Source organism: Aurantiacibacter hainanensis, from assembly GCF_036321025.1.
Taxonomy (GTDB): Bacteria; Pseudomonadota; Alphaproteobacteria; order Sphingomonadales; family Sphingomonadaceae; genus Alteraurantiacibacter; species Alteraurantiacibacter hainanensis.
Genome location: NZ_JAZAPB010000001.1, coordinates 234,781 through 252,016, shown reverse-complemented (window position 1 = coordinate 252,016; position 17,236 = coordinate 234,781). Strand labels below are relative to the sequence as shown.

22 protein-coding genes are annotated in these 17,236 nt (G+C 64.6%); 15 read left to right on the top strand and 7 right to left on the bottom strand.

The genetic code is table 11. The features are described from left to right. Window positions 1-16 precede the first annotated feature (16 nt). Window positions 17-1,228, bottom strand: a complete 1,212-nt coding sequence (locus AAA989_RS01250) for a PQQ-dependent sugar dehydrogenase (RefSeq protein WP_338240613.1) — start codon at window positions 1,226-1,228, stop codon at window positions 17-19. Between AAA989_RS01250 and rnhB the strand changes: the two genes are divergently transcribed. Then, window positions 1,227-1,865, top strand: a complete 639-nt coding sequence (gene rnhB, locus AAA989_RS01245; RefSeq protein WP_338240612.1) for a ribonuclease HII — start codon at window positions 1,227-1,229, stop codon at window positions 1,863-1,865. The genes AAA989_RS01250 and rnhB overlap by 2 nt on opposite strands. Further along, the gene (locus tag AAA989_RS01240; protein WP_338240611.1) at window positions 1,862-2,776 is read left to right on the top strand and encodes an oxidoreductase; all 915 of its coding nucleotides are present in this window, start codon (window positions 1,862-1,864) and stop codon (window positions 2,774-2,776) included. The genes rnhB and AAA989_RS01240 overlap by 4 nt, the downstream gene beginning before the upstream one ends. Here AAA989_RS01240 and AAA989_RS01235 read toward each other — a convergent pair. Beyond that, complete coding sequence (locus tag AAA989_RS01235; RefSeq protein ID WP_338240609.1) at window positions 2,773-3,465, bottom strand: sulfotransferase family protein; 693 nt, start codon at window positions 3,463-3,465, stop codon at window positions 2,773-2,775. The two genes, AAA989_RS01240 and AAA989_RS01235, sit on opposite strands and share 4 nt — an antisense overlap. 212 nt (window positions 3,466-3,677) lie before the next feature. Between AAA989_RS01235 and AAA989_RS01230 the strand changes: the two genes are divergently transcribed. After that, entirely contained in the window at window positions 3,678-4,823 is a 1,146-nt protein-coding gene (locus tag AAA989_RS01230) for a site-specific DNA-methyltransferase (protein ID WP_338240607.1), read from the top strand. A gap of 157 nt (window positions 4,824-4,980) precedes the next feature. Then, window positions 4,981-6,093 (top strand): dihydropteroate synthase, encoded by a 1,113-nt coding sequence (gene folP, locus AAA989_RS01225; RefSeq protein WP_338240606.1) that lies wholly within the window; start codon window positions 4,981-4,983, stop codon window positions 6,091-6,093. 18 nt (window positions 6,094-6,111) lie between these two features. Here the strand turns inward: folP and AAA989_RS01220 are convergent, their stop codons facing one another. Both AAA989_RS01220 and AAA989_RS01215 read right to left on the bottom strand, forming a co-directional pair. Next, window positions 6,112-6,726, bottom strand: coding sequence for a hypothetical protein (locus AAA989_RS01220; protein WP_338240605.1), 615 nt, complete (start codon window positions 6,724-6,726; stop codon window positions 6,112-6,114). Between the two features lie 141 nt (window positions 6,727-6,867). Continuing rightward, on the bottom strand, window positions 6,868-8,289 hold the full coding sequence (locus tag AAA989_RS01215) for a sigma-54-dependent transcriptional regulator (RefSeq protein WP_338240604.1): 1,422 nt from the start codon (window positions 8,287-8,289) through the stop codon (window positions 6,868-6,870). 168 nt (window positions 8,290-8,457) lie between these two features. Between AAA989_RS01215 and AAA989_RS01210 the strand changes: the two genes are divergently transcribed. The 11 genes from AAA989_RS01210 (at window position 8,458) to AAA989_RS01160 (ending at window position 15,830) form a co-directional block, all read left to right on the top strand. Further along, window positions 8,458-8,580 (top strand): hypothetical protein, encoded by a 123-nt coding sequence (locus AAA989_RS01210; RefSeq protein ID WP_338240602.1) that lies wholly within the window; start codon window positions 8,458-8,460, stop codon window positions 8,578-8,580. A 16-nt stretch (window positions 8,581-8,596) separates the two neighbouring features. Continuing rightward, window positions 8,597-9,709, top strand: coding sequence for an NAD(P) transhydrogenase subunit alpha (locus AAA989_RS01205; RefSeq protein WP_338240600.1), 1,113 nt, complete (start codon window positions 8,597-8,599; stop codon window positions 9,707-9,709). Further along, the gene (locus AAA989_RS01200; protein WP_338240598.1) at window positions 9,706-9,852 is read left to right on the top strand and encodes a hypothetical protein; all 147 of its coding nucleotides are present in this window, start codon (window positions 9,706-9,708) and stop codon (window positions 9,850-9,852) included. Before AAA989_RS01205 ends, AAA989_RS01200 begins: the two co-directional genes overlap by 4 nt. After that, window positions 9,852-10,133: an NAD(P) transhydrogenase subunit alpha part 2 gene (locus AAA989_RS01195; RefSeq protein ID WP_338240597.1), complete on the top strand. Its 282-nt coding sequence runs from the start codon at window positions 9,852-9,854 to the stop codon at window positions 10,131-10,133. Before AAA989_RS01200 ends, AAA989_RS01195 begins: the two co-directional genes overlap by 1 nt. 2 nt (window positions 10,134-10,135) lie before the next feature. Next, a complete protein-coding gene (locus tag AAA989_RS01190) occupies window positions 10,136-11,596 on the top strand; it encodes an NAD(P)(+) transhydrogenase (Re/Si-specific) subunit beta (protein ID WP_338242164.1) in 1,461 nt (486 codons plus the stop codon). 152 nt (window positions 11,597-11,748) lie between these two features. Then, window positions 11,749-12,441, top strand: a complete 693-nt coding sequence (locus tag AAA989_RS01185; RefSeq protein WP_338240595.1) for an aspartate/glutamate racemase family protein — start codon at window positions 11,749-11,751, stop codon at window positions 12,439-12,441. After that, entirely contained in the window at window positions 12,438-12,812 is a 375-nt protein-coding gene (locus AAA989_RS01180) for a VOC family protein (RefSeq protein WP_338240594.1), read from the top strand. The genes AAA989_RS01185 and AAA989_RS01180 overlap by 4 nt, the downstream gene beginning before the upstream one ends. A 72-nt stretch (window positions 12,813-12,884) precedes the next feature. Beyond that, window positions 12,885-14,045 (top strand): deoxyguanosinetriphosphate triphosphohydrolase, encoded by a 1,161-nt coding sequence (locus tag AAA989_RS01175; protein WP_338240593.1) that lies wholly within the window; start codon window positions 12,885-12,887, stop codon window positions 14,043-14,045. Further along, window positions 14,038-14,751 (top strand): NAD(P)H-binding protein, encoded by a 714-nt coding sequence (locus tag AAA989_RS01170; RefSeq protein WP_338240592.1) that lies wholly within the window; start codon window positions 14,038-14,040, stop codon window positions 14,749-14,751. The genes AAA989_RS01175 and AAA989_RS01170 overlap by 8 nt, the downstream gene beginning before the upstream one ends. Window positions 14,752-14,781: 30 nt before the next feature. After that, the gene (locus AAA989_RS01165) at window positions 14,782-15,240 is read left to right on the top strand and encodes an ABA4-like family protein (RefSeq protein WP_338240591.1); all 459 of its coding nucleotides are present in this window, start codon (window positions 14,782-14,784) and stop codon (window positions 15,238-15,240) included. After that, a complete protein-coding gene (locus tag AAA989_RS01160) occupies window positions 15,237-15,830 on the top strand; it encodes a DUF938 domain-containing protein (RefSeq protein ID WP_338240590.1) in 594 nt (197 codons plus the stop codon). Before AAA989_RS01165 ends, AAA989_RS01160 begins: the two co-directional genes overlap by 4 nt. 62 nt (window positions 15,831-15,892) lie before the next feature. Here the strand turns inward: AAA989_RS01160 and AAA989_RS01155 are convergent, their stop codons facing one another. The 3 genes from AAA989_RS01155 to AAA989_RS01145 all read right to left on the bottom strand — a co-directional run bounded on the left by AAA989_RS01155 (window position 15,893) and on the right by AAA989_RS01145 (window position 17,181). Next, the gene (locus AAA989_RS01155; RefSeq protein WP_338240589.1) at window positions 15,893-16,018 is read right to left on the bottom strand and encodes a hypothetical protein; all 126 of its coding nucleotides are present in this window, start codon (window positions 16,016-16,018) and stop codon (window positions 15,893-15,895) included. A 41-nt stretch (window positions 16,019-16,059) separates the two neighbouring features. After that, complete coding sequence (locus tag AAA989_RS01150) at window positions 16,060-16,188, bottom strand: hypothetical protein (protein ID WP_338240587.1); 129 nt, start codon at window positions 16,186-16,188, stop codon at window positions 16,060-16,062. 66 nt (window positions 16,189-16,254) lie between these two features. Next, window positions 16,255-17,181 carry a DMT family transporter gene (locus AAA989_RS01145; RefSeq protein WP_338240585.1) on the bottom strand — a complete coding sequence of 309 codons (927 nt, stop codon included), beginning with the start codon at window positions 17,179-17,181 and terminating at the stop codon, window positions 16,255-16,257. Window positions 17,182-17,236: the final 55 nt, after the last annotated feature.

The following is a 17,236-nucleotide window of genomic DNA, read 5'->3' as shown; positions in this document are numbered from 1 at the left end:
CGCGATACTTTTGTCTTCAGCCCTTGGGCGTGAGGCGCAGCAGGCGACCATTCGAACCATCCTCGATCACCCAGATGGCACCATCGGGTGCCACGGCAATATCGCGCAGACGGCTCGGCATCTCGTAGCGGGCTACCTCGTCGGCGGAATTGGCCGCGGCATCGGTGGTGACGCGGCTGATCGACTGCGTGCGCAGGTTGGCGATCAGCAGTTGGCCCTGCCAGTCGGCGAACATGCTGCCGTCGTAGAAGGCCATGCCGCCCGGCGCGATCACGGGGTTCCAGCTGATCGCGGGCTTCACGAAGCCGTCGTCCGGCGAGTGATCGGGGATATTGCCGCCGTCGTAATTGTCGCCGTTCGAGCGGGTCGGCCAGCCGTAGTTGTTGCCGCGTTCCACGAGGTTCAGTTCGTCGCCCCCTGCCGGGCCGTGCTCCAGCGCCCACAGGTTGCCAGCGGAATCGAATTCGAGGCCCAGCATGTTGCGCTGGCCGTAGGTCCAGATCTGGTCGGTCGGCGATCCGCGGTCGGCGAAGGGATTGCCGGCGGCGGGGGTGCCATCCAGGTTCAGCCGCACGACGGTGCCGAGATTGTTTTCCAGGTTCTGCGCGGGATCCTGCTCCTGCCGGTCGCCGCTGGAGACGAACAGGTACTCGCCGTCGGGCGAGAAGGCGATGCGGTGCGAATAGTGGCCGCGGCGCGGGCCGGTGCGGCTCTGCTCCCAGATCTCGGTCAGGCCGTCGACATAACAGGAATCGGCTTCCTCGCACACCAGCGTGCCGCGCCCGACGACGGCCTTGGTATCCTCTCCCTCCTGCTTGGCCCAGGAAAGGTAGATCGTGTCGGTGGTCTCGTAGTCGGGGCCGAAGGCGATGGCGCCGAGGCCGCCCTGTCCCTCGTAGGCGACGGAAGGCATGCCGGTGACGGTGCCCATGCGTCCGCTGCGCGGATCGTAGAACTTCATCGTGCCCGGCTTCTCGGTGATGAAGATCACCCCGGTGCCCGGCTCGAACGCCAGCGCCCACGGCTCGTCGAAAGAGCCGTAGCTTGCCGCATCGAACGGCGAGGTGGACTGCAGTTCCACCGGCTCTCCGGAAGAAGCGAGCGTGGTGGAGGAATTCTCGTTCGCCTGCGCGGTGGCAGTGGGGGCGGTATCCCCGCTTGCGGCGCTGTTGCAGCTTGCGAGCGCGGCGACGGGCAATATGATGGCGGTCAGGATCGTAGTACGCATGCTCTCAGGAACTCCATCAAACGAATTTTGTGCCTCGCTGGGGCCCGGTCCGCTGGTCGCCGGCGTGGACGAGGCGGGGCGCGGGCCGCTTGCGGGGCCGGTTGTGGCGGCAGCGGTGCTGCTCTGCAAGCCCCGACCAAAGGGGGTAGGCGATTCGAAGAAGCTCAGTCCCCAGGCCCGGGCCGAGGCGGAGGAGGCGATCCGACGCCGCTGCGCCTTCGGAATCGGGGTGGTCGACGTTGCCGAGATCGACCGCCTCAACATCTTCGGCGCCACCATGCTGGCGATGAGCCTGGCAATGCGCGGCCTTTGTGAGGCGCTGGGCGAAATGCGGCTGGAAGCGCTGATCGACGGCAACCTCACGCCGCAGGGCCGCTGTGCCGAATGGACCTGGCCCGCCCGCGCGATCGTGGGCGGGGACGGGCGCGAACCCGCCATCGGCGCGGCGAGCATCCTGGCCAAGGAATACCGCGACCGCCTGATGAAAGACGCGGCCGTACACCATCCCCAGTACGGCTGGGACCGCAACAAGGGTTACGGAACAGCCGACCATCTCCAGGCATTGCGAGAGCACGGGCCAACCCCGCTGCACCGACGCAGCTTTGCGCCCGTCTCGCAATTGGAGATGTTTGCATGAGTTTCACCTTCGGCGATATTCCCCTGCAACAGGGGCGAACCGCCATCGTCACCGGAGCCAACACCGGCATCGGCTTCGAAATAGCCCGCGCGCTGGCCAGCAAGGGGGCGCGCGTGCTGCTGGCCTGCCGCGACGGCGACAAGGCGGCCGAGGCCATCACCCGGATCGACGGCGGCAGGGAGCAGGGCGGAGAGACCGAATACCTGCATCTCGATCTCGGCAATATCGCCAGCGTCCGCGAAGCTGCCGAGCAGGTGGCCGGGGAAGAGCGGATCGACATGCTGATCAACAACGCGGGCGTGATGATGCCCCCGTTCTCCACCGCGACGGCGGGCTGCGAGTTGCAGTTTGCCGTGAACCACCTCGGCCACTTCGCCTTCACCGCGCTCCTGCTCGACAAGCTGGCGGAAGAGGGCGGCGCCCGCGTGGTGATGCAGTCCAGCCTGGCGCATCGCGGGGCGGATATCGATTTCGACAACCTCGATGGCGCCAGGGGCTACGACAAGCAGCGATTCTACGGACAGAGCAAGCTCGCCAACCTGCTGTTCGCCAACGAGCTTGACCGCCGCCTGCGCAAGAAGGGCTCCTCGGTCACGGCGCTGGCTTGCCACCCGGGCATCGCGGCGAGCGAACTGATGCGCCACATCAAGGGCGGCGGTTTCATGAGTTCCATCGTCGGCACGGTGCTGAACACGGCAGAGGAAGGCGCCTTGCCCGCCCTGCAGGCCGCCACCGATCCGCAGGCCGAGGGCGGCGAGTACTACGGGCCGTACGGCTTCATGGAAGCGCGCGGCAAGGCATCCGGGCGCGGCGTGCAGAGCCGCCGGGCGCAGGACGAAGCCCTGGCCGCGCGGCTATGGGACAAGTCGGTCGAACTGACCGGTATCGATCCGAAGCTGCCCCCAGCCTAGCCGAAAGCGTTTGCTTTCAACTGGTCGTTGTAGGCTCCTGCGAAGGCTTCAAGCTCCAGCGGGTCGGCAGGAAGGCCGCCCTTTTCATCAGACGCCGAACCCAGTTCGTCCCTGCTGTTGACGCGGGGGAAGGGTTCGGCGGGAACGGGCACGCCGAGAAATTCGCACAGCGGTTCCCAGCCTTCCTTCGGGTGGAACACCAGCAGCCTTTCCGGCGCAATGGTGTCGATGATTTCTTGGTTGTAGGCGCGATACCAGTCGGCCATCCATTGCGGGTCGTCGATCTTGTCGCCGAACTGCTTGAGATAGGTGGCTTTCAGCATCGCCTCCAGCGGACTGCCCTCCAGCGAGGCGAGCATGCGCGGCGAATTGATCGTGGCATTGCACGATTCCACCCAGGTCTCCGCATCGCGCACGGTGAGGACGATCTTCGCATCGGGATAGTAATCGGCCAGTTCGCGCCAGAAGACGCAGGCGGGGTTGTCGGTGGTCGACTGGTATCCTTCGAAAATCGCGTCCCAGTCCGGGTTGCCGTCTGCCGCGGCCTGCCACATCGGGATGGTCTTCCGCGCGTTCCTGAACACCTCCACCATGTGGTAGCACGGGCCGAAGCCGATATGCTCCAGCGCGAATTTCAAAGAGAAGGTCGCGGTGCGCCCCGGACCTGCACCTATTACCTTGAGTGCCATCGATTTTCCCCCGGTTGGCCCGCAATTCATGCAGGCGAGTCCTTGCGGCCACACCACACCATATCGAGTCCTGCCAACCTTCCAAGGCTCCACATCTTGTGGGGGACTCGTTTCGTTCCGTCACAGGCCCTTGAAGGTGCGGCGCAATTGCCGCTTGACCCGGACTCGGCGAGGACTCACAACCTTGTGGATAAGTCAGGGGTAAGATGTTCATGGGCGAAATCACGAAACTTCGCGCAACGCCAAGCGTGCGCAAGACCAGGGCGGCGAAAGTCGACAAGGCGGACCTGCCGCTGGGGCAGATCCTGGATGGCGACTGCGTGGCGGCGATGCGTGAACTGCCCGATGCCAGCGTCGACCTCGTCTTCGCCGATCCGCCTTACAACCTGCAGCTGGGCGGCGATCTGAACCGGCCCGACGGCAGCCATGTGGACGCCGTGACAAACGACTGGGACCGCTTCGACAGTTTCGGAGCCTACGACGCATTCACCCGCGCCTGGCTGGCCGAATGCCGCCGCGTGCTGAAGCCCGATGGCGCCCTGTGGGTGATCGGCAGCTATCACAACATCTATCGCGTGGGCGCGGTGCTGCAGGACCTGGGGTTCTGGATCCTCAACGACATCGTCTGGCGCAAGACCAACCCCATGCCCAACTTTCGCGGTACGCGCTTCACCAACGCGCACGAGACGCTGATCTGGGCCAGCCAGGGCGAAAAGGCGCGCTACCAGTTCAACTACCGCGCGATGAAGACGCTGAACGACGAGTTGCAGATGCGCAGCGACTGGACCTTCCCGATCTGCTCGGGCGGGGAGCGGCTGAAGGATGAGGAGGGACACAAGGCCCATCCGACGCAGAAGCCCGAGGCGCTGCTCTACCGCGTACTGCTGGCGACGACGGAAGCCGGCGACGTGGTGCTGGACCCGTTCTTCGGCACCGGCACGACGGGCGCGATCGCCAAGCGGCTGGGCCGCGAATGGATCGGTTGCGAGCGCGAGGAGAGTTATCGCAAGGTGGCGCGGGCGAGGATCGAGAAGGAGCTTCCGCTGGACGAAAGTGCCCTCACCACGATGCAGAGCCGCAAGACCCAGCCGCGCGTCGCCTTCGGCGCGGTGGTGGAGGCCGGGCTGCTGAAGCCGGGGACCGAGATCTTCGACAAGCAGCGGCGCTGGAAGGCGACCGTGCGCGCCGACGGCTCGATCCAATGCGGTAAGGAAACCGGCTCGATCCACGGCGTGGGCAAGACGCTGCAGGATGCGCCCAGCTGCAACGGCTGGACCTTCTGGCATTACGAGGCAGGCGGAGAGGTGAAACCCATCGATGCCGCGCGCAGCCTCTACCTGCTGGCCGCGGACGACTGACCTTTCCTACTTTCTAGTCATTGCGTCAGGGGCGAGGCATGTGTGCCGAACCGCGCAAATCCTTGCCTTTCGCGCTATCCGCGCAAGGGGTAAGGCTCTTGCTTCAGGACAGTGTTCCATGTGTTCCACATTAGCTGGAAATGCCGAGGTTATCTGAATGCCCGACCAGATCTACATCCAGCCGCTGACGACCGTCCCCGGTCCGCAGGCCGTGGAAGGCGAAGCCGTGCGGCTGGCGGGCGGCATGGTCTACGCCCGCGAATTCGCCGTGATGCTGCGGCGCGATGGCGCGGTGATAGAGCGGCATATCGCTGTCCCTTCCACGATAGACGACGTGCTGGCCGCCCTGCCTGAAGAGGTCGGGGCAGAGGGCGAGCAGCAATGGTCGAACCTGCGCATGGCGCACCCGCCGCTGGAGCTCGGCGCGCGCACGATCCGGCTGGACCAACCGCAGGTGATGGGCATCCTCAACGTGACGCCCGACAGCTTTTCCGACGGCGGACAGTTCATGGACGATCCCGAAGCCATGCAATCGCAGGCCGCCGCCATGCACCAGGCAGGCGCCGCCATCATCGACATCGGCGGCGAGAGCACCCGGCCGGGCGCGAAAGAGGTGTGGGAAGGCGAGGAGATCAAGCGGATCGAACCGGCCGTGCGCCACTGCGCGGGAATGGGCGCGGCGGTCAGCATCGACACGCGCCGCCCCGCGGTGATGGAAGCCGCGCTGGAAGCCGGCGCGCAGGTGATCAACGACGTATCGGCCCTGCGCTACGACCCGCGAAGCATGGAATTCGCTGCCGGGGCCGGCGTGCCGGTGATCCTGATGCACGCGCCGGGCACGGGGGAGGACCTGCACGCCGATCCCGACTACACCAGCGTGGTGTTCGACGTGTTCGACTTCCTCAAGGCCATGCGCGACAAGGCCATCGCGGCGGGCATCGATCGCAGGAACATCATCCTCGATCCCGGTGTCGGCTTCGGCAAGTCCCTGGCGGACAATCTCGCCCTGCTGAATGCGCTGCCGCTGTTCCATGCTCTGGGCCAGCCGTTGCTGCTGGGTGCCAGCCGGAAGCGGATGATAGGTGCCTTGTCGAACGAGGCCGCCGCGCACGAGCGGCTGGGCGGCTCGCTGGTCATGGCGCAGCTGGGAATGGATGCGGGCGTGCAGTTGCTGCGCGCGCATGACGTGTTCGAGACGGTGCAGGCGCGCAACGTGTGGCGTGGCTTGCGCGATGCCGCGCTTACCGATTTCGGAATGCTGGCGGACTAGGTCGGACGGCTAAGCCGGTCAGCTGTCTTCTTCCAGCTGGTCGTCCACCGATCGCGAAAGGGTTCTGATAACCTTCTCGATGGCGTTTCCTGCATCGTCGGTGCTGTCGGAATCGAAAGTTCTCGCCAGCAGGATCGTGCGTTCGTCGATCCCGAAGAAGCGATATTCCGTGCCCGCCCCTTCGGCCTCGGCCGTGAAGGAGAAGCCGTCGATTCCGTTCAATTGTGTCGGCTCCAGTTCGTCGGCGATCGGTCCGGCCTCTTCGAAGGCCTCCCGATATTCTCCCACCGGGCGGGGAAGCAGGGCCAACGTCAACCCGGCCTCCTGCTCGGCACTGCATTCGCTGACCAGCCCGGATTCGCCATACGAGCAGTTCTCTTCTCCAAGCGAGAAAGCGCGCGCTTCCGGGATCAGCTTCGTCGCGCTCTGCATGGTCTGGTAGTCGGGCGGAATGCGAATATCGACGTCCGCCGCGGTCAGTTCGGACTGGTCGAACTGGTAGGTGAGGGGGCCTAGCGTTGCGTTCTGCATGGCACCGGCCCCAGCCGGGTGCGTCGAGACGCTCTGGCTCTCGCCCAGTTCGGCGCTGCTGTCGCCGCAGGACGCGATGGCGAGACCTAGGGCGGCCATCATGATGGAGCGTCGAAAAATAAACATATGATGCAATCGCTTGAAATCAGCTTATGTTCCGCGAACGACGCGCATTATTTTGCAGCGTGGTCACAAAGCGACAAATGCCGGATTTTTGCGGATTTTTCGGTCGCTTGGCGCCGCTCAGGCGGCGTTGTCGATGCCGAGGTCCGAAAGCTTGCGATAAAGCGTGGAGCGCCCGATGCCGAGGCGGCGCGCGACTTCCGTCATGCGTCCGCGGTAGTGCCCGATGGCGAGGCGGATCACGTCGGCCTCGATTTCTTCGAGCGGACGCAGGTTGCCGTCCTCGGAATAGAGCTGCACGCCCGCGCTCTCGCGGATGGGGCCGTTGCTGGGCGCCTCGGTTTCCCCGATGATCTCGCGCAGGTGCGGGAAATCCTCCGACGTCAGCGCATCTCCGTCGCAGAACACCGCAGCCCGGAACAGCACGGCCTGCAGCTGGCGCACGTTGCCGGGCCATTCGAAGGCACCGAGAAGGCGCAGCGCGTCGCCGGTGATGCTGATGGGGCGCAGCCCGGGCTGCTGTCCGATCTGGTGAAGGAAATAGCGAGCCAGCGCGCCAAGGTCGCGACCACGCTCGCGCAGCGGGGGCAGTTCGATGAAGGTGCGGGCGAGCAATTCGAGCAATTCCGCGCGGAAGTGCCCCGTCGCCACCATGTCGGCCAGAGGAAGGTTGCTGGCCGCGATCACCCGCACATCGACCTTGAACCCGTATTGCGCGCCCAACGGCTTCACGCTGCCGCTTTCGAGCACCGCGATCAACCGGTCCTGAACTTCCAGCGAAAGGCGATCGATCTCGTCGAGCACGAGCGTGCCGCCGTCGCAGTCATGGAAGGCGCCCGTCCGGCGGTCGAAAGCGCCGGCGAAGGCTCCCTTCTCGTGACCGAATAGCTGCGATTCCAGATGGTTAGCCGAAACTCCTCCGATGTTTATCATGCGGAATGCCGTCTTGGCGCGGGGCGAGGCCGCTTGCATCGCCCGCACCAGCATTTCCTTGCCGGTACCGCTTTCACCCTCGATCAGCACGTGACCGTGTCCGCGCGCAGCCTTGGCGGCCTTCGCCAGCGCATCGCGGAAAGACGGGGCGGTGCCCACCATCGCGTCGAAATCGAGCTGGGTCGGCATCTTCTCGGAAAGCGGGGTCAGTTCGTCGCGAGGTGCCTCGCACATGGTGGTGTTGCGCAGCGCCAGCATCAGGCGATCGGGAGAGACCGGCTTCACCAGATAGTCTGCAGCGCCTGCGCGCATTGCCTCTACCGCTAGTTGCGGACTGGTGCTGGTGGTCAGCATCAGGATCGGCAGGGCGGGACGACGGTCCTTCAGGTCGGCGATGAGTTCGCAGGCGCGTTCCCCCGGCACGGACTGGTCGAGGATGATCGCGGAAAGCTGCATGCCCTGTCGGGTGCCCATCGTGGCGATGGCTGTCTCGTGGTCTGCAACGGTGATCGTGCGCCAGCCCTCGCGCCCGGCAAGCGCACTGACGAGCCGGCAATGCGCCGGATCGTCGTCAATCAGCATCAGCAATCGCTGTTCTGGCTCTACCATGCGAAAACTATCCCTGGCTCCGGAACGGTCCGGATGTCGAAAGTCTGCGCTATCAGGTCTGGGTAAAGAGCCGATTAAGGCCATTCTTCCACGTTTGCAGACTTGAGCGGGCGCGCAAGCAGGGATAGGACCATGAACACGAGACCAATCCCAAAGGGAATACATACGATGAGTAATCCGCACGACATGAAGGCGGCCAAGGGCACCTACGAAAGCTTTATCAGCCTGTTGAAGTGGTCCATCCCGGTAATCGCGCTGATCACGTTGATCGTCGTCATCCTGATTGCCTGAGGTGACGGGCGGGGGGATGAAGATTGCGGTTCTGAAGGAGCGTGCGCCGGGTGAAACCCGCGTCGCCGCGACGCCTGAAACGGTAAAGAAGCTTTCCGCACTCGGCGCTACCCTGGCGGTGGAAAAAGGGGCGGGCGAGCAATCCGCAATCCCCGATGCCGATTATGCCGAAGCCGGCGCGCAGGTGACGAGCGCGGCGAAGGCCGTGGCCGATGCCGACCTGGTTCTGGGCGTGCAGGCACCCGATGTCGCCGCGCTGTCTGGCGCGAAGCCGGGTGCCTGGGTGGCAGCGACCTTCGATCCCTTCGGCCAGCGTGACCGCGTGGAAGCCTATGCCAAGGCGGGGTTCGAGGCGCTGGCGATGGAATTCATGCCGCGCATTACCCGCGCGCAGAGCATGGACGTGCTCTCCAGCCAGTCGAACCTGGCAGGCTACAAGGCGGTGATCGCCGCGGCGGACACCTATGGCCGCGCTTTCCCGATGATGATGACGGCGGCGGGCACGGTGTCCGCGGCCAAGGTTTTCGTCATGGGCGTGGGCGTTGCGGGACTTCAAGCCATTGCCACGGCAAAGCGGCTTGGCGCGCAGGTTTCCGCCACGGACGTGCGGCCCGAAACGGCCGAGCAGATCAAGAGCCTTGGCGGGAAACCGGTGTTTGCCGATGGGCTGGAGGCAGCGGGCGAGGGTGGCTACGCGGCCGAGCTGACCGACGAGCAGAAGGCCGCGCAGGCAGAGATGGTTTCCGCGCACATCGCCAAGCAGGACATCGTCATCACCACCGCGCTGATCCCCGGGCGCGCGGCACCGCGGCTCGTCAGCGACGCGCAGATTGCCACGATGAAACAGGGCAGCGTGATTTTCGATCTTGCCGTGGCACAGGGCGGCAACGTGGAAGGCTCCGTGCCCGATCAGGTGGTCGAGAAGCACGGCGTGACGATCATGGGCTTCTCCAACACGCCTGCCCACCTGCCTGCGGATTCGAGCGCACTTTTCAGCCGCAACCTGTTCAATCTCCTCAACGCCTTCTGGGACAAGGAAGCGGGCAAACCGGTGCTCGACGAGGAAATCGGCGACGCCATCCGGCTGACCAGGGGCGGCGAAGTGGTGAACGCGAGGCTGAAGGAGTGAGCTGGTACGCCGACCTGCCGAAAGGCGCGAGAGTGCTCATCCTGATCGTGGCCACGATAATCGCTGCGACATTGCTCTACCGGGGCGGCTACATCGTTGGCCAGGCCCTGACCGACACATCCTATGCGGATGAGGGGGAATAATGGACTTCATTTCGATCCTCTCGATTTTCGTGCTGGCGTGCTTCGTCGGCTATTACGTGGTCTGGTCGGTGACACCCGCATTGCACACGCCGCTGATGGCGGTGACCAACGCAATTTCCAGCGTGATCATCGTGGGCGGCCTGATCGCCAGTGCCGAAGCCGGTAGCGACATCGCGAAGTGGCTCGGGCTTGCCGCGGTGGTGCTGGCCAGCGTCAACATCTTCGGCGGCTTCGCCGTCACCGAGCGGATGCTCGCCATGTACAAGAAGAAGGACAAGTGAGCATGCTGTCCTTCCTTGCTCCCGCCGCGGACGTCGCCGCCCACGGTCCCGTGAACCCCTGGGTCGCGCTGGCCTATCTCGTCGCGGGCGTGTTCTTCATCCTCGCGCTGCGCGGGCTTTCCAGCCCGGCGACCAGCCGCGCGGGCAATCGCAACGGCATGATCGGCATGGCCATCGCGGTCGTCACCACGCTGGTGACGCATGACATTGCCAACATCGTCGAGATCGGCATCGCCATTCTGATCGGCGGCATCATCGGCGTGACGGTAGCGCGCAAGATCGCGATGACGGCAATGCCCGAACTGGTTGCGGGCTTCCACTCGCTGGTGGGCCTTGCCGCCGTGCTGGTGGGCTGGGCGGCCTATCTCAATCCCGGCGCATTCGGCATTCTGGGAGCCGATGGCCAGATACTCGTCGTCAGTCGCATCGAACTGGGTCTCGGCATCGCCATCGGTGCGATCACCTTTTCCGGTTCGGTGATCGCCTTCGCCAAGCTGTCGGGCAAGATGAGCGGATCGCCCATCCTTCTGCCGGCGCGCCACGTGATCAACCTGGGAACGCTACTCGCGATCATCGGCCTGATTGCGGCCTATGCGATGTCCGGCGCTGGCGGGCCGGGCGAGGGCATGCTGGTGCTGTGGATCACGCTGCTCGCCTTCATCATCGGCTTCCTGCTGATCATCCCGATCGGCGGGGCGGACATGCCGGTCGTGGTCTCCATGCTCAACTCCTATTCCGGCTGGGCGGCGGCGGCGATGGGCTTCACGCTCGGCAATACCGCGATGATTATCACCGGCGCGCTGGTCGGCTCGTCCGGTGCGATCCTCAGCTACATCATGTGCCGCGCCATGAACCGCAGCTTCATCAGCGTGATCGCGGGCGGCTTCGGTGCCGACGACAGCGGCGGCGGGGACGGCGAACCGCGCGAGCAGCGCCCCTACAAGCAGGGCAGCGCGGCAGACGCCGCCTACATGCTGGAGCAGGCGGAGAAGGTCATCATCATCCCCGGCTACGGCATGGCCGTGGCACAGGCCCAGCACGCCCTTCGCGAAATGGCCGACCTGCTGGAGGAGAAGGGCGTGGAAGTGAAATACGCCATCCACCCCGTCGCCGGGCGCATGCCGGGGCACATGAACGTGCTGCTGGCGGAGGCCTCCGTCGAATACGACAAGGTGTTCGAACTGGAGGACATCAACTCCGAATTCGCGCAGGCCGACGTCGCCTTCATCATCGGCGCGAACGACGTGGTGAACCCGGCGGCCAAGACGGACAAGTCCAGTCCCATCTACGGCATGCCGGTGTTCGACGTGGAAAAGGCCAAGCAGGTGTTCTTCATCAAGCGCAGCATGGGCGGGGTCGGCTATGCCGGCGTCGACAACGACGTCTTCTACATGGACCAGACGATGATGCTGCTTTCCGACGCCAAGAAGATGGTCGAGGAAATCGTGAAGGCGCTCGACTAGTGCCAAGATCGGGCGTCGTGACGTCATTCCACGTTCTGCCTGCCTTACGGAGGGAACCGGTGGTCGCTCCGGGTCGTTCCAGCCCGGGGTCAGCCGCTAGAAGAGCGGGCCTTGCAATCGAAACTCCAGGGCACTGACGGGGGCATATCACTTTGCGTAAAATCGGCCTGATCGGCGGCATGAGCTGGGTTTCGACCAGCACGTATTACGAGCGGATCAACCGCTACGTGCAACGCCATGTCGGAAAGACGGCGTCGGCTCCGATGCTGATCGAGAGCCTCGACTTCTCGCGCGTCTACCGCCTGCAGAGCAGCGAGGACTGGCAGCGAGCCACCGATGTCATCGCCGACAGCGCACAGCGGCTGATCGATGCAGGGGCCGAGATGATCGTGATCGGCGCCAATTCGATGCACAAGGTCTATCGCGACGTGGAAGCGCGGGTCGATAAGCCGATCCTCCACATCGCAGAATGCGTCGGCGCGAAGATGAAGGAAGACGGGATCGAACGCGCGGCGCTGATCGGCACCCGCAATGTCATGACCGAGAGTTTCTATCGCCGCAGGCTGGTGTCGCACGGCGTGGACCTGCTGCCGCCCGACATGGACAATGTCGAGCACCTGGACAGGATCATCTACGAGGAACTGATGTTGGGCAAGGCCAGCAAGGACGCCCGGCGCGCCTTGCGGTCGATGTTCACCAACATGCAGAAGGACGGCGCGCAGGCGGTGATCCTGGCCTGCACCGAACTGGAGCTGGTCGTGGACGTGGATGCGAACATTGTGCCCATTTACGACTGTACAGGCATCCACGCCGACGCGGCGGCAAAATGGATTGTCGGTGATTGATTGACCACCTTTCGATTGGTGTGGACGACCTCCGGCGATCGATGGGCTTCTACGACGCCGTCCTCGCGCCGCTAGGTTTCGAAAGGCTCTGGATCATCGAGAAGGGCGCCGGATACGGGCCTCCCGGAGGTCAGGACAAGCTGGCTATCTTCGTCAGGGAAGAACCTCGCGGAAGCGCCGTCTTGCCCGGGTTCCATCTCGCCTTCACGGCACCTAGCCGCGCCGCGGTCGACGCCTTTCACGCGGCAGGTCTGAAGGCGGGCGGAACCGATTGCGGAGCGCCCGGAGAGCGTCCGCATTACGCGCCCGGGTACTACGCTGCCTTCCTGATCGATCCCGATGGATGGAAAGTCGAGGCGGTCGTCCAATAAGCGGTGCATTTCGGCGCGGGTTCGGCATCTGTTCCCGTTGCCTGTCCGTCTGCGCTGACCTAGCGAACGGCCATGTCCCGCGCGCCCTATGCTGCCGATCCCGCGAAAACCCGCGGTCGCGAGTTCAACCAGCCGGGCCACGGTGCCCGGGGGCCGCGCACCGCTTTCCAGCGTGACCGCGACCGGATCATCCATTCCATCGCCTTTCGCCGCCTGGCGGGAAAGACGCAGGTTTTCGTCGCGCCCGACGGCGATCACTACCGCGTCCGCCTGACGCACAGCCTCGAGGTGGCGCAGATCGGCCGGGTCGTCGCTCGAGAACTCGGGCTGGACGAGGACCTGACTGAGGCGCTGTGCCTCTCGCACGATCTGGGCCACCCGCCATTCGGCCACCCCGGCGAGGGCGCCTTGAACGATGCGCTGGCGACCCGTGGGGGCTTCGATCACAACGAACATGCGCTGCGCACCGTCATGCGCATCGACACGCCCTACTGCGACTGTCCGGGCCTGAACCTGACGTGGGAGACGCTGGAAGGCCTCGCCAAGCACAACGGCCCGGTGGAGAACCCCGGCTGGGCGCTGGCGGAACTGGACGGCGCGTTTCCGCTCGACCTGCGCCGCTGGCCCTCGCTGGAGGCGCAGGTTGCCGCTCTGGCTGACGATATCGCCTACGACAATCACGATATCGACGACGGCCTTCGCGCGGGATATCTCGAGCTGGAACAGCTGCTGGAGCTGGATTTCATCGCTGATCTCTGGCGCGACGTCGCAAAGCGCTTTCCGCACGCGCGGCGCGAGGAGCAACTTCGGGAAATGGTGCGCACACAGATCGGCGTGATGGTGAACGACCTGCTGCAGACCACGCGCAGCAACCTGGCGGGTATCGACAGTGTCGAGCAGGTCCGCGGGGCGGGCTGCGCGCTGGCTACGTTTTCCGACGAAATGACGCTGAGAGAGCGCGCGCTCAAGAAATTCATGTACGCCAATCTCTATCATCACGAGGCGCAGAACCGCACCGCGCAATCCGCGCGGACCGTGATCGCCAAACTCTATGCCGCCTACGATCAGGACCCTTCGCTGATGAACTCGGGCTGGTCGGAAACCTTGCCCGAGGGACAGCCGGAACGCGCCCGGCACATCGCCGATTTCATCGCCGGCATGACCGACCATTTCGCCATGAACCAGTATGCGCGGATTTTCGGAGAGCGACCGGAGAACCTTTCCAATGTCTGAGGCACGACGCATCCTGCTGGTCGGCGCGACCGGACTTATCGGCCGCACGATCATCGAGCGCTCGCCAGACCTGCACGACATCATCCTGCAGGGTGTCGCCCGCCGCGAGATTGCCTTCCCCAAAGGCACGCGGATGGAACTGGTGCTGGCCGAGAGCGAGGACTGGCCCGACATCATCGCCCAGCTCGAGCCTGACGCCGTGATCTGCGCCCTGGGTACCACGCACAGGAAAGCGGGCAGCGACAGCGCCTTTCGCGAGGTCGATCACGACCTGGTGCTGGAAGTGGGCAAGGCGGCCAAATCGGCATCGATCAAGAACTTCGTCTACATATCCTCGGTCGGGGCGGACCCGTTCTCGCGCAATTCGTACCTCCGCGTGAAAGGCGAAACCGAAAAGGACCTGAGGGCCCTGAAGCTTCACCGCCTCGATATCCTGCGCCCCGGCCTGCTGCGCGGGAAGCGGCAGAACGACGTGCGTCCGCTGGAATCGCTGGGCCAGATGGTCGCCCCGCTGGGCAATCTCTTCCTGCAGGGAGGGAAAGAGAAATATCGTTCGATCAAGGCGACCGACCTTGCCGACGCGGCGTTGGCCTTGGCCTGTGCCAAGGCGCGGGGGCAGTTCGTGCACGAACACGAATCGCTGATGCGCACCACGCGGGAATTCCGGCGGAACCTTGCTGCCATGGAGGCGGAAGAAAACGAATAGCCGGGGCGCGGCAGCAAAAGGGGAAACGACGTGTGGGATAGTGTCTTCGGCGTGGCCAATATCTGGGCGATGGTGTGCTGGGCCGCGCTGATATTCGCACCGCGCGGCGCATTCGTGCAAAGTGCGATCTTCTATGCCGGCATCGGCCTCTTGTGCCTGGCCTATGCGGTGCTGCTGGTGCTGGTGATCAGCGGGACGGTGGACGCCGACCCTGTCGGAGGCGGCGGGCAGGCTTCCTTCCAGAGCATCGAGGGGGTTCGCGGCATCTTCATGTCCGATGGCGGAGTGACGGTGGGCTGGATTCACTATCTCGCGTTGGACCTGTTCGCCGGACTCTGGATCGCCAAGGATGCCGACCAGAAGGGCTTCTCCCGATGGTTGCAGGGTCCCGTGCTGCTGCTGACGTTCGTCGCGGGCCCTGCGGGATTGCTGCTGTGGCTTTTCATCCGCGAGGGAAGGGCGCGCAAGGGCGCGAGGATCGGGGGATGAGCAAGAACCACGCCCCGGCCACACAGCGCAATCGTGAGCCCATCAGGGAGGTGCTGGAGCGGGAGCTTCCCGAAGCCGGCGGTCTCTTGCTGGAGATCGCCGCAGGAACGGGGGAGCACGCCGTCTACCTGTCTCGCGCTTTTCCGCAGTGGCAATGGCAGCCGACCGATCCCGATCCCGATGCGCTGGCCTCGATAGCCGCCTGGCGCGCGGAGGAAGGAGGGGCGAACCTGCTGCCGCCGCTGCAGCTCGACGCCTCGGCACCCGATTGGCCTGTCGAGAGCGCGGACGCGATCCTGTGCGTCAACATGACACACATCAGCCCCTGGGCGGCGACGGTCGGACTATTCGAGCACGCCGAGTCCTTGCTGAAGGACGGAGGGCCGTTGATAATCTACGGCCCGTTCCTTGAAGATTGCGTGGAAACGGTCGCATCGAACCGCGATTTCGATGCCAGCCTGAAAGCGCGCAATCCCGAGTGGGGACTGCGCAACGGGCGCGATCTAGACGAGCTGGCCATCCTTAACGGAATGCAGCGCGTGCGCCGAGTGGAGATGCCGGCCAACAATCTGGTCCTGGTCTACGCCTGACACAGGAGTGCCCGCCGGCATGGACCGACGGGCACCCTGCGACCCTGAAGAGGTCATGGCTGTCAGATTTCTTCGTCAACCTCGTCGGCGACGGATTCGACGTCTTCGCCAGCACCTTCGATGGTGTTGCAGGCGGCGGCCGAAAGGGCGAATACGGCGGCGGTTACGGCGGTAATCATCTTGCGCATTGGGGGCGTCTCCTATTGCTGTCGACGCGAAGCGACTCTGATCAAGTTTCTTCGTCGACCTCGTTAGCGACCGATTCAAGGTCCTCGCCAACGCCGCGAACCGTGTTGCAGGCGGTGGCTGTGAGGGCCATCACACTGGCAGTGACGGCCAGAATGATCTTGCGGGTCATATGTTTGTTTCCTTCTGCTGTTCCTGCTGGGACAGGCCACTGCATTGTATAACCGACTGCCAGCATTCAGGTTCCGGTGGCCTGCCTCTGGTCCACGAAGGCCCGCCTGGCGAGGTAGTGTTCGCGCCAGCTGATGATCAGCCCCGCCAGCACGACCAGGGGCGCGCCGATCCAGGTCGACACCGCGGGAAGAGTGGCGAAGAACAGCCAGCCGTAGAGCGTGGCCCACACGATGCTGGAATAGTCCATCACGATCACGCTGGAGACCTTGCCGAAGCGAATGGCCATGGTCACCAGCACCTGTCCCCAGGTTCCCGCCAGCCCGATGCCGATCAGAAGCCACCACTGGTCGCCCGACAGCGGCTCGTGCACCCACAGCATGAAGGGCAGGGTGACGATGACGGATGCCACGCTGAACCAGAACACGATCACCAGCGGCGTCTCGGTGCGTGAAAGGTCGCGGATCTGGATGGCGATCAGGGCAATCATGAACGCCCCGCCCAGCGCCACTGCGGCACCGAACAGCGGAATGTTCCCGCCGCCGGGCTGGGCGATGATGACGATGCCGGCAAAGCCTGCTGCCACGGCGGACCAGCGCCAGATGCCCACGCTCTCCTTCAGCAGCACGATGGACAGCAGCACCGCGAACATGGGCGCGGTGAAGCTGAGCGTCGTCGCTTCGGCCAGCGGAAGCAGGATCACGCCGCCGAAATTGAGCACCATGCCGACGACGCCGTATGCGGCGCGAACGCCGTGGGCCCCCGGCCTGCTCGTCGCGAGTTGACCCAGGCCGCCGGCCAGCAAGGCCCAGGCGAGGAGGATGGGAAGCGAGACCAGCTGACGCCAGAACAGCAGCTCTGCGATGTGGATGCCGGTGTCCGCAGCCATCTTGATGAAGGCCGCCATCATTGCAAACCCGGCGATCCCTGCAAGCCGCATCAGCAGCGCCAGCAGGGGGCGGTCGCTCGAACTGTCCAGGGGAGCGCTGGTCATCGTGCGGCCATAGGCGCGCGACCGGTTCGATCAAGCGTTGTTCGCAGGAGGGGCG

Bases quoted from the DNA above. Each gene is read 5' to 3' on its own strand.
- rnhB (WP_338240612.1), top strand. From the start codon at position 1,227: ATGCTCTCAGGAACTCCATCAAACGAATTTTGTGCCTCGCTGGGGCCC.
- AAA989_RS01250 (WP_338240613.1), bottom strand. From the start codon at position 1,228: ATGCGTACTACGATCCTGACCGCCATCATATTGCCCGTCGCCGCGCTC.
- AAA989_RS01240 (WP_338240611.1), top strand. From the start codon at position 1,862: ATGAGTTTCACCTTCGGCGATATTCCCCTGCAACAGGGGCGAACCGCC.
- AAA989_RS01235 (WP_338240609.1), bottom strand. From the start codon at position 3,465: ATGGCACTCAAGGTAATAGGTGCAGGTCCGGGGCGCACCGCGACCTTC.
- AAA989_RS01230 (WP_338240607.1), top strand. From the start codon at position 3,678: ATGGGCGAAATCACGAAACTTCGCGCAACGCCAAGCGTGCGCAAGACC.
- folP (WP_338240606.1), top strand. From the start codon at position 4,981: ATGCCCGACCAGATCTACATCCAGCCGCTGACGACCGTCCCCGGTCCG.
- AAA989_RS01220 (WP_338240605.1), bottom strand. From the start codon at position 6,726: ATGATGGCCGCCCTAGGTCTCGCCATCGCGTCCTGCGGCGACAGCAGC.
- AAA989_RS01215 (WP_338240604.1), bottom strand. From the start codon at position 8,289: ATGGTAGAGCCAGAACAGCGATTGCTGATGCTGATTGACGACGATCCG.
- AAA989_RS01210 (WP_338240602.1), top strand. From the start codon at position 8,458: ATGAGTAATCCGCACGACATGAAGGCGGCCAAGGGCACCTACGAAAGC.
- AAA989_RS01205 (WP_338240600.1), top strand. From the start codon at position 8,597: ATGAAGATTGCGGTTCTGAAGGAGCGTGCGCCGGGTGAAACCCGCGTC.
- AAA989_RS01195 (WP_338240597.1), top strand. From the start codon at position 9,852: ATGGACTTCATTTCGATCCTCTCGATTTTCGTGCTGGCGTGCTTCGTC.
- AAA989_RS01190 (WP_338242164.1), top strand. From the start codon at position 10,136: ATGCTGTCCTTCCTTGCTCCCGCCGCGGACGTCGCCGCCCACGGTCCC.
- AAA989_RS01175 (WP_338240593.1), top strand. From the start codon at position 12,885: ATGTCCCGCGCGCCCTATGCTGCCGATCCCGCGAAAACCCGCGGTCGC.
- AAA989_RS01170 (WP_338240592.1), top strand. From the start codon at position 14,038: ATGTCTGAGGCACGACGCATCCTGCTGGTCGGCGCGACCGGACTTATC.
- AAA989_RS01160 (WP_338240590.1), top strand. From the start codon at position 15,237: ATGAGCAAGAACCACGCCCCGGCCACACAGCGCAATCGTGAGCCCATC.
- AAA989_RS01155 (WP_338240589.1), bottom strand. From the start codon at position 16,018: ATGCGCAAGATGATTACCGCCGTAACCGCCGCCGTATTCGCCCTTTCG.
- AAA989_RS01150 (WP_338240587.1), bottom strand. From the start codon at position 16,188: ATGACCCGCAAGATCATTCTGGCCGTCACTGCCAGTGTGATGGCCCTC.
- AAA989_RS01145 (WP_338240585.1), bottom strand. From the start codon at position 17,181: ATGACCAGCGCTCCCCTGGACAGTTCGAGCGACCGCCCCCTGCTGGCG.